We start from the raw sequence: 14,645 nt of genomic DNA on the forward strand, positions 1-14,645 counted from the left end.
ATGTAGCTATATGACTGGATCTTGGTAAAGCAGCCATTTAAATGGCTGGCTTTTATCAGTCTGGTTCTCACCATTTTTTATACTCATCGACAGGTTGTCAATTCTATGGATCAATTTTTAATCACAGGTAGTAGTCGTATCGCAGGGGAAGTCACTATTTCAGGCGCCAAAAATGCGGCTTTGCCTTTACTTGCGGCCATGATATTGGCAGAAACCCCAACGACTTTGCACAATGTGCCATCGTTACAAGATGTGCGCACGTTGATTGAATTGATCGGTGGTATGGGTATTAAAATCCAAAAGCAGGATGATACCGTCACTTGTGATACCAAGAGTATCGATAATTTTTATGCGCCGTACGACTTAGTAAAAACGATGCGTGCCTCAATTTTAGTATTGGGGCCATTGCTGGCACGTTTTGGCGAGGCAGAAGTGTCATTGCCCGGCGGCTGTGCGATTGGATCGCGTCCTGTTGATCAGCATCTCAAAGCTTTTGAAGCGATGGGTGCTAAGATTAGTGTTGAGAATGGCTATGTAAAAGCACAAGCACCAAAAGGCGGTAAGCTGATTGGCTGCAATTTCTCTTTTGACATGATTACCGTTGGCGGTACTGAAAACGTCATTATGGCGGCGGCACTTGCCAAAGGCACGACTGTTTTGGGTAACTGCGCACTTGAACCAGAAGTGGTTGATTTGGCCAATATGCTGGTCGCAATGGGTGCTAAAATAAGCGGTATCGGTACTTCTATTATGACCATTGAAGGCGTTGAGCGCTTGCATGGTTGTGAGTATTCGGTGGTGCCAGATCGTATCGAGACAGGCTCTTACCTTGCTGGTGCACTGATGACACGCGGCGATGTGTTAACCAAAAATACTTCTGCGCTATTATTGACTCCGGTGTTAGAAAAATTTGAAGATATGGGTGCGGTGATTACCACTGGTGATGACTGGATTCGCGCTCAAATGAAAGGTCGTCCGTTATCCGTTGATATTCGCACACAGCCACATCCTGGGTTCCCAACGGACATGCAAGCGCAAATTATGGCTATAGCATGTTTGGCAGATGGCACGAGTACTTTTATCGAAAATATCTTCGAAAATCGCTATATGCATGTGCCTGAGCTCAATCGTTTAGGCGCATCTATCCAAGTAGATGGTCATACGGCTGTGGTAAAAGGGGTTGAAAGTTTTACAGCTGCTCCTGTTATGGCGACTGACTTACGTGCGTCTATGTCATTGGTGATGGCAGCGGCAACGGCTGAAGGTGAAAGCTTAATTGACCGCATTTATCATATCGATCGTGGCTACGAGCATGTTGAAGAAAAGCTGCGTGCGCTTGGTGTCAATATCAAACGTATTAATACCAATGACTAGGGCGTTTCATCATTTAGATTTTAAGACCACTAAATGATTAAGTGTGCTAATTGATGACATGCCCTAATGTCGGCTGACTCATCAGACACCATGATTTTAATTATTGATACGATTTTTTAATACGCAAAGCTTAGCCACATACCACTAAAAACCCTCTACCGCGGGGGTGTTAACTGTACATGGATACAATGGCATTATGACTGAAGCAAGCAATAGCCTACCAAATGATGGTTTATTAAACGAAGTAAATGAGGCGTTTTCTGGCTTAACATTAGCCTTGTCAAAGGGTCGTATTTTAGAGGAAACCATGCCACTACTCCGTGCAGCTGGCGTTGAATTGTTAGAAGACCCTGAAGCCTCACGCAAACTTATTTTTCCAACCTCCAATCCCAATGTGCGCGTTTTGATTTTGCGCGCCAGTGATGTGCCGACCTATGTAGAACACGGCGCGGCTGATTTTGGGGTGGCGGGCAAAGATGTGTTGCTTGAGCATGGTGCCAATCATGTTTATGAGTTGTTGGATTTAAAAATTGCTCAATGCAAGCTAATGACGGCTGGTGTTAAGGGTGCGCCATTGCCCAATCGTCGTTTGCGTATCGCTACCAAGTACGTCAATGTTGCCCGCGCTTATTTTGCTAGCCAAGGTCAGCAAGTAGATGTCATCAAACTTTATGGCTCTATGGAGCTTGCGCCATTGGTCGGCTTGGGCGATTTGATTGTCGATGTGGTCGATACTGGCAATACCTTGCGCGCCAATGGCCTCGAAGCACGCGATCATATCTGTGATGTCTCGTCACGTCTTATCGTCAATCAAGTCAGTTACAAGCGCAAGTTTGCACTACTTGAACCGATTTTAGATAGCTTCAAAAACAGTATTGCTGGCGCTTCATGAATCGATAGTCATCATTGATAATACTAAGTTTAGTTATACAAATTTTTAAACCAGTTTGGCGCTCTATGATAGACATAGCGTGCTAAACTGGTTTTGTTGTCTTTACTTGCCAGAAAATAAAAGCTTAGGGCGTGCTTGATTCTTCAACCATGGCACTGACAGGAACTATTTTTTAGGCGATTCGACGTTAAAAATCGTAAGTTTAGTCATTCTAAGCGTCTTTTTTTAACAATGAAGCGGCAAAAAAGAGTTCTGTCCCTATGGGCTGATGCTAAAATTGCCCCATACTGTGTTACAAGTCTCGCTAAGGTATTAACATTATCGTCGACTTGCTCCTTGTCTGGTGCTATTTTAGCCATCAGCAGTGCCTACTTGTGAAGACTCAAACACGCCCTAGTATAATCAGAGTTAAATTATCATTAATAAACGGGTATTTAACCTAAAGTGTTTCACTTATTTTAAACCTTTTGTTTTTATAGCAATATAATATGCTCAAATATAGGATTAAGTCATGCGCCAATTAAGTACTCAAGATGCCGATTTTGACAGTCAATTGACCCAATTACTGGCTTTTGAAACGGTCAATGATGCCGATTTATTAAAGACCGTTGACGATATCATTGAGCAAGTGCGTCATAAAGGTGATAGCGTGGTACTGGCGTTGACCCAGCAGTTCGATCAGCATCCAGCGACAACGATACAAGCGTTGGAACTTTCTAAAGAATCACTGGCTGAAGCGTTTGCCAATCTTGACGACAAAGTAAAAACAGCATTGACCACGGCAGCGACGCGAGTACAGACCTTTCATGAGCGCCAAGTACAAGAAACATGGCATTACGAAGATGAGCTGGGCAATAGACTGGGACAAAAAGTTACGCCACTTGACCGCGTAGGTATTTATGTACCTGGTGGTTTGGCGTCGTATCCGTCTTCTGTATTGATGAATGCCATTCCTGCTAAAGTAGCTGGCGTAGCCGAGGTCATCATGGTCGTGCCAGCGCCCAAAGGTGTACTAAATCCTTTGGTATTGGCCGCCGCCCATTTGGCACAAGTGGATCGTGTTTTTACCATTGGCGGCGCGCAAGCAGTGGCAGCGTTGGCTTATGGTACTGAGACAATTCCAGCAGTAGACAAAATCACAGGTCCGGGCAACAAGTACGTCGCAGCAGCCAAACGTGCTGTGTTTGGAAAAGTCGGCATCGATATGATTGCTGGTCCATCTGAAGTATTGGTCTATGCAGAGGGCGAGGCGAAAGATCGCGCTGATTGGCTAGCCATGGATTTACTATCACAAGCGGAACATGATCGCATCGCCCAAGCTATTTTTGTCACGACAAGTAGCCAGCAATTAGCAGAAGTTGCCATTGAGATCGAAAAAGCATTGGCAGAGTTACCAAAAGCGGATATCGCTCGTGACTCTCTACGAAACCGTGGCGCGCTTATTTTAGTAAAAGACCGTCGCGAGGGCATGGCGCTCATTAATCGTATTGCGCCTGAGCATTTGGAGCTGTCTGTTGATAATCCTGATGCGCTGCTTGATGACATTCGTCACGCTGGCGCTATTTTTATGGGGCGTCATACACCAGAGGCGATTGGTGACTATTGTGCAGGGCCTAACCATGTATTACCAACTTCAGGTACCGCGCGTTTTTCTTCGCCATTGGGTGTCTATGATTTCCAAAAGAAATCTTCAATTATTTATTGTAGTGAAGCTGGTAGCAAGCCATTAGCGGAGACAGCAGATATCTTAGCGCAGCGCGAGGATCTAGAAGCTCATGCGCGCTCGGCCCGCTACCGTTATCAATAATGGTTTTTGAGTAACCTAAATACTTTGAATTTTTTAAATAATTTGAATAATGCCTTAAAAATTACTTCTAAAATTTATGTTAAACAGTCTCTGTGGCTAATAGTAGGATAACTTATGAGTGAGTTAAAAATAGACACCAGACTTTGGTCATCTAAAGCACGTAATTTGTCACCTTATGTCCCAGGTGAGCAGCCGCAACATGACAATTTATGCAAATTAAATACCAATGAAAACCCGTTTCCGCCTTCACCAAAAGTAGGAGAGGCAATTGCAAAAGTCTTAGAGCAGCAAGCGGGTGACCTACGTTTTTACCCAGCGCCTGAGTCTGATGATTTGCGTGCTGCATTGGCACGATTATATAATCTTGATGTCAATCAAGTATTTGTCGGCAATGGCTCTGACGAGGTGTTAGCGTTAGTATTTGCCAGCTTCTTTTTGAAAGAACGCCCTATATTAGCCCCTGATATCAGTTATAGTTTTTACCCAGTATACGCGCAGACTTTCGGTGTACATCTCGTAAAAATCGCTTTAGAGGAAGATTTTAGTATCGACCCTGATGCTTATCGCCAACCTTGTAGCGGTATCATCATTGCTAATCCGAACGCGCCAACGGGTTTGCTATTATCGCTTGCCGATATTCGTAAGCTGGCAAGCGAGCACTCTAATGCTGTGATTGTGATTGACGAGGCGTATATTGATTTTGCTCAGATAGACTTAGAAGTTGTAGATGTTCAAGTCTCAGCGGTGAGCTTAATCAATGAGTTTGATAATATCTTAGTGACCCAAACTTTTTCAAAGTCACGCTCGCTTGCTGGGCTGCGTGTCGGTATGGCCTTTGGTAATGCGTCATTGATTGAAGCGTTGACGCGCATGAAAAACAGCTTTAATAGCTATCCACTGGATAAGTTGGCGCAAGCGGGTGCGACCGCGAGTGTTTTGGATACTGATTATTTTGAGAAAACACGTCAGCAGGTTATTGACTTGCGCCAGTCACTAACGACCGATCTAACAGCATTGGGCTATACAGTATTGCCATCACATGCCAACTTTGTCTTTGCCCGTCCTAAAGAAGGCGATGCTGGTTTGGTAGCCAATGCGTTACGCGAGCAGGGCATCATCGTTCGGCATTTTGATAAGCCGAGAATCGCAGAGTACTTGCGTATCACAGTGGGGACGGCAGAGCAAAATAGTCGTTTAATCGATGCGCTAAAAGCATTGCAAACAGAGGCTGAAGTTGCCGCTACCAATTAATCTTTAGATTTTGGCTTGGTAGTTGAATGACGACAGTTAAGTATAGTCCCTGAAAAGTAATATCGATAATTATTAGTAATAAAGCCTGCCAATTTTCATTGTGTAGGCTTTATTTTTTGAGTTTTTTTATGCCAAACTTGGCTTTATTTGCTTATATTTTCTTGAGCCAGTACCGCCAGCAGATTACCGACTTTATCCAGACACTCTTGGTATTCCGCTTCACAATCAGAAGCAACCGTAATACCGCCACCAGCCCACAAGCTGACATGTCCTTCTTGCTCTAATTCATTGTTCGATGAAGTATTCGCTTGCAGCGTGCGAATTAATACATTCCATTGACCACTACCATCAAAGTTCATATAGCCCATGGTGCCGCAATAAGCACCGCGCGATGCCATTTCTAATTCAGCGATGATTTCGACGGCACGCTTTTTTGGTGTGCCTGTGATAGAGCCAGCAGGCAAACTACCAAACAGTACTGCCAACGGATGCGTATCGGCTTTTAGCTCCGCTGTGATAGTACTGACCATATGATGGACATTACTAAAACTCTCAATCGCAAATAGCTGTGGCACTTTGACGCTACCGATCTTGGCATATTTACCCAAATCATTACGCAGTAAATCGACAATCATAACGTTTTCGGCACGATCTTTTTCGCTATTGATTAGCTGCTTCTTATAAATATTATCTTGTTCAATGGTGGTGCCACGCGGCATGGTTCCTTTGATTGGCTTGGTACGTATATGATGTTTGCCAGTCTCATCGTCTTTGATAAACGTAAAAAACAGCTCTGGTGAGCAGCTTAACAATTCAAAACTGTTATCTCGCTTAGTAGAATGGGTTTGCTGACTGGCTGCATCTTGTGCATTGGTGTTGGCTTTATCGTCTTTGTATTGAGCACTTAAATAGCCTGCAAATGGCGCTTGGGTATTACGATGTAGGTCAGGTAAGTAATCGATAAGCGCTGAGATTGGTTGATTATCATCGTTTTTACACGGCAGACAGCCATTCCACTCTTGGGTTAAATTGATTTGGTAGCAGTCGCCTTGCTGTAAGTAGTTTTGGGTTTGATCAAAAGCTTGCTGGTAATCACGCTTACTCCATCGTGCTGTTAATGCTAAAGGAGCAGGCTTTGATAGATTTACAATTTTCAGCTGACTGAGCGAGTTATCAGACAGTTTTTTATCTAGTGCGTCTAAATAGGAGATAAGCGCTATTACGTTCGCGGTTTTTTTATTAGTCTCACTCTCATCAAAATCGTGACTGGTGTCATTTACTTTCAGTGTCCAAACAGAATCATTAGATTCATCAGCTGGTGTCAGATAAATATCATAATGTCCCAAGATGGCGCAAGGTTGTGCAGCCAGTTTAATCTTAGCTGCTGGGCTTAGCGCATGAGCAGCAATGTCATAACCGATAAAACCTATTAGCCCATGATGATAACTTGGTTTGTCATTTACTTTGTCCCACGCTTTTGCATCACTGCTATGACTATCATAGAATTGACTATAATTAATTAATTCATCCTGCCATAAAGCATAGCTGATATGTGAGGTTGTCGCTTTGTTAGTAGTGCAGACATCACGGCATTTTTGGATCACTTTATAAGTGGCTGACTTCTCATCGATTAACTTACCATTGGTAGCCTCATAATGGACTGACCAGCTCACTTTAGGTAGCAAACCAATTACTGGTCGGCCGTCATTATTGAGCCAAACCAATTGCCAGTTTGCCTCAATGTTTTGAGTTAACAAATGCTGCTGTAGCTGCGGCATTAACTCTGCCGCAAGCAGATCACCAAAACGCCAGCTAGGGTTAGTAGCTGGCGATGGGGCAGAATCTGTCTGCTCAGTAGTATGATGATTTGCTGCAAGCATATCCTAAGCGTCAAACTTTTTGATAATTAGAGTGGCGTTAGTACCACCAAAACCAAAGCTGTTGCTCATTAGCGTTTCAAGATTGGCTTCACGCATTTGAGTCACAATATCAAACCCTTCAGCCGCTGGATCTAATTCTTCGACATTGATACTTGGAGCAATGAAGCCTTCTTGTAGCATCAGTAAGCAATAAATCAGCTCTTGTGCACCAACCGCACCCAAACTATGGCCTGTCATAGATTTGGTTGAGCTGATAGCAGGTACTTTACTCACATCATCACCAAAAGCTTTGGCAATGGCTTTAAGCTCAGTCATGTCACCTAGTGGCGTGCTAGTGCCGTGGCTATTGATATAATCGACGCTCTGTAAACCTGCTTCAGCCAATGCTTGTTGCATACAACGTACCGCACCTTCACCACTGGGAGCGACCATTTCTGCGCCATCAGAACTGGCACCATAACCGACGATTTCGGCCAAAATATTGGCGCCACGTGCTTGGGCGTGCTCTAAACTTTCAACGACAACCATCGCGCCACCAGCGGCAATCACAAAACCATCACGATTCTTGTCATAAGCTCTTGATGCCAGTGTTGGCGTGTCGTTATATTGAGTGCTAACCGCACCCATGGCATCAAACATGCAAGACTGTGTCCAATGCTCAGATTCACTACCGCCAGCTAATACCACATCGGCTTTACCTAACTGAATCAGCTCAGCGGCATGACCAATACAATGGGTTGACGTTGCGCAAGCAGAAGCGAGAGAGTAAGAAACCCCTTGGATTTTTAGACCTGTGGCCAATGCGGCTGATACCGAGCTGCCCATAGTTTTTGGTACAGCCATAGCGCCAACACCGCGCAGGCCTTTTTCGCGCATGGCATCCACAGCATTGACGATATTTTCTGTTGATGCACCGCCCGAACTCGCTACCAAGCCCACACGTGGATTACTATTAATAGTCTCAAGCGACAAACCAGAGTGCTCAATCGCGTTTAAGGCGCTAACATAAGCATAGAGACTGGCATCACTAAAAAACCGCTTCAACTTACGATCGATACCGCTGGTATCAAGCGTCGATTGATCGATACTACCACTAACATGTGACTTAAACTCATGCTCAGCATACGATTTATTGAAGGTAATGCCAGACTTTCCTTGTTTAAGAGCGGCAGTAACGGTGTCCAAATCATGTCCGATACAAGAGACAATCCCTGCTCCAGTGATAACAACGCGGCGCATATTCTATTCCTTATGAGTAACGATTTTTCAGAATGACTTTTAATAATCGTTTTTGAAAATCTACTTTTATCACTTAATGCTAAATATATGCCTCTTGAGTCGTGCAAATTTTTCGAAGAGGATTTTTGAGCGTCAAATGCTTCTTTTATAGCCATCATTGCTGCCATCATAAAACCAAACGTTGCATAAATGGTTTTATATAAATGATATTACAATCAGGCTTTAACTGATGGTATATGATAACGTATCAGGCGTTCAAAATCTTGGCGCAAGTGCAAAATAACGACAAAATTGCAATTACCATTGGAAGTTACCTAAAAAATAAACGAGTAAGAAGTCATATCAGTGATTCATTTCTGACTATATCCGCAAAAACATATCAAATTCGGCCTGAATAAATTGAAAGATAATTCGTAATTTGCAGAATTTATAAAGTACGTTATACTTTTAGATACAAAGTTTATGAGGGCAATAACATTGTTCGCACTGAAACCTGTCATGATTTTTCGCTAAAATAACCCATTCATTAAGATTGTCAATCTCTCATATAATAAAACAAAATTAATCATCATATTAAGGATAACACGATGGCAAAGCGTAGCACTCTCTCTAAAGGTATCAATACTGTCGGCTCTTTTACGCGCAATAATTTAGAGCGTGCGGGTGCTTTGATTGATAGCATGAATGCTAAGACCAGTAAGCCGCGTCAATACAAAGCGATCAATTTGGGCGATGAAGATTATCAACAAGATTTATTTCGTGAGCAAACCCTAAAAGCAACTCAGCAGCTACTAGGGCCACGGTTTGCTAATTATGGTAAATATGCCAAAAAAATTGTTCCGAATAGCTTTTTTCAATCAACTGTAGATGGGGCGTTTGCTCAAGTAGCAAAGCTTGCCTCTAGTTGGAGCCAAATTGATTTACCTAACGAACATCGTTTTGCTAATATCGAAAGCCTCGACGATGAACAGCGTTATGCGTTGGCTACTGATATCGCTAACCAGAACCGTGCATTGGCAGCGATGGGTGGGTTGACAGGTTTGGCCGGACTGCCAGGTATGCTCGCTGATACATTGTGGTTGCTGTTGGTGTCATTACGCACTGTCTATCAGCTGGGCGCTGTGTATAATAAGCCATTGACAGGAAAGCAAGGTGTCAAAATGGCTTATGAGCTACTTGCAAATGCCGACCTAAGTAAAATGCAAGAAAAACAAGCCTTGCTTGCTGGTATTGGGATTGGTAAAGGTTTGCTCGATAATGCTCAAAGTAGCGGTTTACATAGCGAACTCAAAAACTTAGGCCTGAAAAATAAAAATGTCAACTTTTATGCCGAGCAAATTGATAATGTTGCCAGTCAAGTTGGTATTGATTTGGATCAAATTAATCTGTCATGGGTTCGCCGTTTTTTACCAGTTACCGCAGTCATCATTGGTGTGCGTTACAACAGCCAACTCATTGATGAGGTGATTGGTGTGGCTCAAGCGACTTTTGCGCCAGATGCAAAGCTGGCTAATCGTGCTATTACAGACGATAGTAGTAGTGAAGCAGAAGTCAAAAAGTCTGCTGATAGTGATAAGCAAAAAGACAGCGATGAGCAGGAAAGCACTGAGAGCAACGATACAAAGACAAAAGCAAAAACGAAAAAAGATGATAAAAAGAAGGACAGCGCTAATGAGTCATCTGATGACACGTCAAGCTCTGTAGATAAAGCCAGCGACAAGACAAGTAAATAAAAACGATCTAAACGTTTATTGGTAGGCAGCCTTCTTTAAAGCGAGCTAAGGCATGTCATCAAATAAGCACACTTAATTATTTAGTGGTCTTAAAATGGCTAAATTTTGTCAAACATCGTCAAATAACGCAGATAATATCTCGATATTATCTGCGTTATTTTCCTTGGTTGACGGCAATTTATCTCATTTTAAGCCTCACAATCTAGATGGTGACACGGCCTAGTAGCGCTGAAATTGGCCCGCTATCCACTTTATATCGGCGATATTATCTTGCTTCTCTTGAAAAACAAGATAATATCGCCATCTACTTGTCATGAATGACTGTTTGTTTAATTCTAAATGTCTTACTGAAACCAAATTCTAAACGTCTTACTGAAATCATGTGTAACCTTACTTTTAATACCACATGCGATGTTCTGTCTTTTAGCTAATTTTTAATTAAAAACAGATAAAGTGATATAATAGTAGGCTGAATGCATATCTATCAAATGTTGTAAAGCACAATCACTCATAAGTGGTTGAAATAGCAGCAACAACTCTTTATAATACACTGTCCTAAAAATGGGTGCTTCAAAATCTGTCGCTAATGGCAGATCGATGGTGCGTTCCCCCATTTTTTTGTTTCATACCAAACGGGAGAAGGATGCCTCATGGCAACAACTAACCAATTGATTCGTAAAGGTCGCAAAACCATCAAGGAAAAGTCAAAAGTTCCTGCGTTGGAAGCGTGCCCACAACGTCGCGGTGTATGTACTCGTGTATATACTACTACGCCAAAAAAACCTAACTCAGCCATGCGTAAAGTATGTCGTGTACGTTTGACTTCAGGCTATGAAGTATCAAGCTACATCGGCGGCGAAGGTCATAACCTACAAGAGCACAGTGTTGTTCTTATCCGTGGTGGTCGTGTAAAAGATCTACCAGGTGTACGTTATCACACTGTTCGCGGTGCACTAGATTGCGCAGGCGTTAAAGACCGTAAGCAAGGTCGCTCTAAGTACGGTGCTAAGAAGCCTAAAGTTTAATAACTATACGTTATTGACTAAAGTTTTTTGCACTATCCAATAACTGTGCATGGGTTTGGTGTCAACGGTAATATGATTGATATACGAGTAATTTTATATCGGTTAGCTACTTTTAAACATACCACCATGCAGTAAGGCTAACTGACAACTCGTAACTATGTCTTATTGACAAGTATGATGTTGTGAATGTTGGACACTCCTGAAGACAAGGAAATTTATTATGCCAAGACGTCGCGTCGTTGCTGCCCGTGAGATCCTACCGGATCCTAAGTTTGGTAGCCAAACTGTTGCAAAATTCATCAACCATGTAATGAGTCATGGTAAAAAATCTACTGCTGAGCGTATCGTTTATGGTGCACTTGAGACAGTAAGTGAAAAACGCAAAATCGAAGATCCAGTATCTTTCTTCGAAGAAGTACTTGAAAATGTACGCCCAATGGTAGAAGTAAAAGCTCGCCGCGTCGGCGGTGCAACCTATCAAGTACCAATGGAAGTACGCCCCTCCCGTCGTACTGCATTGGCTATGCGTTGGTTAGCTGAAGCTGCTGCTAAGCGTTCTGAGAAATCAATGGCTTTGCGTTTAGCAGGCGAATTGAATGATGCTGCTGATGGTAAAGGCGCTGCTATGAAAAAGCGTGACGAAGTTCACCGCATGGCAGATGCTAACAAAGCATTTTCTCATTACCGTTTTTAAGCTACTTTTTAATAGTAGCTTTAGATTAGTGGCTCACGTCAACTACTCTTAGATTGTTATTTATTCTATTGATGACCGCCATCATCGATCATGTTGCTAGCAGGGTTTCCCTATTAGCATCTGAGATGGCGGATATCTATCTAGACGCTTTTCTGAAAAAATAATTTTTTAGATATAGAGCGTCCCAAATTTGATACCGCACTATTCTTAGTATTTGCTCTTTTTTTGTCCATATTAGGCGCAATAATCAGTAAGTAATATTACGAAGCTGACCGCTTTGTCATAGAGTATGAGGTAGAGACACAATACATTATTATATACACGACTTTTCCTAGGAAAACACTATGGCTCGTAAAACTCCCCTAAATCGCTATCGCAATATTGGTATCTCAGCGCATATTGATGCTGGTAAGACGACCACTACTGAGCGTGTTTTATTCTATACCGGTGTTAGCCACAAAATTGGCGAAGTACATGATGGCGCAGCCACCATGGACTGGATGGAGCAAGAACAAGAGCGCGGTATTACTATTACCTCAGCGGCAACGACTTGTTTTTGGTCAGGTATGGGCAAACAGTTTGACGAACATCGCATCAATATCATTGACACCCCAGGTCACGTTGATTTCACGATCGAAGTTGAACGTTCTATGCGTGTACTTGATGGCGCTTGCATGGTTTACTGTGCAGTAGGCGGCGTTCAGCCACAGTCTGAGACCGTATGGCGTCAGGCTAACAAATATAAAGTACCACGTCTTGCATTCGTAAACAAAATGGATCGTGTTGGTGCTGATTTCTATCGCGTTATTGAGCAAATCAAAACTCGTCTTGGTGGTAAGCCAGTACCATTGGTTATCCCAATTGGTAAAGAAGAAGACTTTGAAGGTGTTATTGATCTAGTAACCATGAGAGCTATTTATTGGGATGAAGCGTCTCAAGGCATGGAATACGACGAACGTGACATCCCAACTGAACTACAAGAAAAAGCGGAAGAGTATCGCGAATATCTTGTAGAAAGCGCGGCTGAAGCAAACGAAGAACTCATGAATGAGTATCTTGAAAATGGTGAATTGTCTGTAGATCAAATCAACAGTGCTATTCGTCAGTTAACGATTGATAACGAAATCATTCCACTTCTTTGTGGTACTGCCTTTAAAAACAAAGGTGTACAAAAGATGTTGGATGCAGTTATTCAGTATCTTCCAGCACCAATGGATGTACCTGCTATTAAAGGTATCCTTGATGACAAAGAAGAGTCTGAAGGCACTCGTGAAGCATCAGACGAAGCACCGTTCTCAGCTTTAGCATTCAAAATCATGAATGACAAGTTCGTTGGTAACTTAACCTTCGTTCGCGTTTATTCAGGTGTTCTAAAGCAAGGTAGCAGTGTTTACAACCCAGTTAAAATGAAGCGTGAGCGTGTTGGCCGTATCGTACAGATGATGGCGAACTCTCAAGAAGAGCTTGCAGAAATTCGTACTGGTGATATCGCAGCATTAGTCGGCATGAAAGATGTAACTACTGGTGATACGCTATGTGACGAAAGCAATGTTATCACGCTTGAGCGCATGGAATTCCCAGATCCAGTTATCAGTCTAGCGGTTGAACCTAAGACGAAAGGCGACCAAGAAAGAATGTCAATCGCTTTAGGTCGTTTGGCGAAAGAAGATCCGTCATTCCGTGTACATACTGACGAAGAATCTGGTCAGACCATCATCAGTGGTATGGGTGAGCTGCATCTAGAGATTCTTGTTGATCGTATGAAGCGTGAGTTTAACGTAGAAGCAAATATCGGTGCGCCGCAAGTTGCTTATCGTGAAACGATTCGTAAGTCAGTTGAACAAGAAGGTAAATTCGTACGTCAAACAGGTGGCCGTGGTAAATTCGGTCACGTTTGGTTACGTCTTGAGCCACTTGATCCAGCGGGCGACGTTGAGTATGAATTCTCAGAAGAAGTTGTTGGTGGTACCGTACCAAAAGAATTCCATGGTGCAGTCGACAAAGGTATCCAAGAGCGCATGAAAAACGGCGTACTTGCTGGTTACCCAGTAGTTGGCGTAAAAGCAACTTTGTATGATGGTTCTTATCATGATGTCGATTCTGATGAATTGTCATTTAAAATGGCTGGTTCTATGGCCTTCAGAAAAGGTTTCATGGCAGCTGACCCAGCATTGCTTGAGCCAGTCATGAAAGTCGAAGTTGAGACTCCTGAAGACTATATGGGTGACATCATGGGCGATCTTAACCGTCGTCGTGGTTTAGTACAGGGTATGGAAGATTTACCTGGTGGTACTAAGCAGATCCGTGCAGAAGTTCCATTAGCGGAAATGTTTGGTTATGCCACACAAATGCGCTCAATGTCACAGGGCCGTGCTACTTATTCAATGGAATTCCAAAAGTACGCTGAGATTCCAAAATCAGTTGCTGCCGAAATCATCTCTAAGTTCAACTCTAAAGATGACGACGAGTAAATAAAAATTTATTAACGATGACGATATAGAGCACGTCTTTATAGCGTCAATAGAAAATACGCCAATAATTGGTTAAAAGACTTGTTATTGGTCGTTATTTTCTTATAATATCTGCACATTAGTATGTGCGACCCTTTAACAATTATCTTAAAGTGATCAAAATTATTTAGTGACCGTATTTATACGAGCTAAGTATCTGATCCCAAAAAAAGAGGAAATACCCATGGCAAAGGCCAAGTTTGAACGCAAAAAGCCACACGTCAACGTTGGTACCATTGG

10 protein-coding genes are annotated in these 14,645 nt (G+C 42.7%); 8 read left to right on the forward strand and 2 right to left on the reverse strand.

Translation table 11 applies throughout. The features are described from left to right. Positions 1 to 105 precede the first annotated feature (105 nt). From murA to hisC, 4 genes are all read left to right on the forward strand, one after another. Complete coding sequence (gene murA / locus JMX48_RS08990; RefSeq protein WP_201536860.1) at positions 106 to 1,374, forward strand: UDP-N-acetylglucosamine 1-carboxyvinyltransferase; 1,269 nt, start codon at positions 106 to 108, stop codon at positions 1,372 to 1,374. A 196-nt stretch (positions 1,375 to 1,570) separates the two neighbouring features. Next, positions 1,571 to 2,266, forward strand: a complete 696-nt coding sequence (hisG, locus tag JMX48_RS08995; protein WP_201536862.1) for an ATP phosphoribosyltransferase — start codon at positions 1,571 to 1,573, stop codon at positions 2,264 to 2,266. Between the two features lie 511 nt (positions 2,267 to 2,777). Further along, positions 2,778 to 4,073, forward strand: a complete 1,296-nt coding sequence (hisD, locus tag JMX48_RS09000; RefSeq protein WP_201536865.1) for a histidinol dehydrogenase — start codon at positions 2,778 to 2,780, stop codon at positions 4,071 to 4,073. Positions 4,074 to 4,187: 114 nt separating this feature from the next. Continuing rightward, positions 4,188 to 5,324 (forward strand): histidinol-phosphate transaminase, encoded by a 1,137-nt coding sequence (gene hisC / locus JMX48_RS09005; protein WP_201536868.1) that lies wholly within the window; start codon positions 4,188 to 4,190, stop codon positions 5,322 to 5,324. Positions 5,325 to 5,467: 143 nt separating this feature from the next. Here the strand turns inward: hisC and JMX48_RS09010 are convergent, their stop codons facing one another. Together JMX48_RS09010 and JMX48_RS09015 are read right to left on the reverse strand one after the other, a co-directional pair. Next, positions 5,468 to 7,204 carry an anthranilate synthase component I family protein gene (locus tag JMX48_RS09010; RefSeq protein WP_201536870.1) on the reverse strand — a complete coding sequence of 579 codons (1,737 nt, stop codon included), beginning with the start codon at positions 7,202 to 7,204 and terminating at the stop codon, positions 5,468 to 5,470. A 3-nt stretch (positions 7,205 to 7,207) separates the two neighbouring features. After that, positions 7,208 to 8,443, reverse strand: coding sequence for a beta-ketoacyl-ACP synthase II (locus JMX48_RS09015; protein ID WP_201536871.1), 1,236 nt, complete (start codon positions 8,441 to 8,443; stop codon positions 7,208 to 7,210). Between the two features lie 587 nt (positions 8,444 to 9,030). Here JMX48_RS09015 and JMX48_RS09020 point away from each other — a divergent pair. From JMX48_RS09020 to fusA, 4 genes are all read left to right on the forward strand, one after another. Beyond that, complete coding sequence (locus JMX48_RS09020; RefSeq protein ID WP_201536872.1) at positions 9,031 to 10,176, forward strand: EcsC family protein; 1,146 nt, start codon at positions 9,031 to 9,033, stop codon at positions 10,174 to 10,176. A 650-nt stretch (positions 10,177 to 10,826) separates the two neighbouring features. Then, positions 10,827 to 11,201 carry a 30S ribosomal protein S12 gene (gene rpsL / locus JMX48_RS09025; RefSeq protein WP_011281154.1) on the forward strand — a complete coding sequence of 125 codons (375 nt, stop codon included), beginning with the start codon at positions 10,827 to 10,829 and terminating at the stop codon, positions 11,199 to 11,201. 220 nt (positions 11,202 to 11,421) lie between these two features. Continuing rightward, entirely contained in the window at positions 11,422 to 11,895 is a 474-nt protein-coding gene (gene rpsG, locus JMX48_RS09030) for a 30S ribosomal protein S7 (RefSeq protein WP_201536873.1), read from the forward strand. Positions 11,896 to 12,239: 344 nt separating this feature from the next. Beyond that, positions 12,240 to 14,366 carry an elongation factor G gene (gene fusA / locus JMX48_RS09035; protein WP_201536874.1) on the forward strand — a complete coding sequence of 709 codons (2,127 nt, stop codon included), beginning with the start codon at positions 12,240 to 12,242 and terminating at the stop codon, positions 14,364 to 14,366. The last annotated feature ends 279 nt before the right edge of the window (positions 14,367 to 14,645 follow it).

The organism is Psychrobacter immobilis (genome assembly GCF_904846225.1).
Taxonomy (GTDB): Bacteria; Pseudomonadota; Gammaproteobacteria; order Pseudomonadales; family Moraxellaceae; genus Psychrobacter; species Psychrobacter immobilis_F.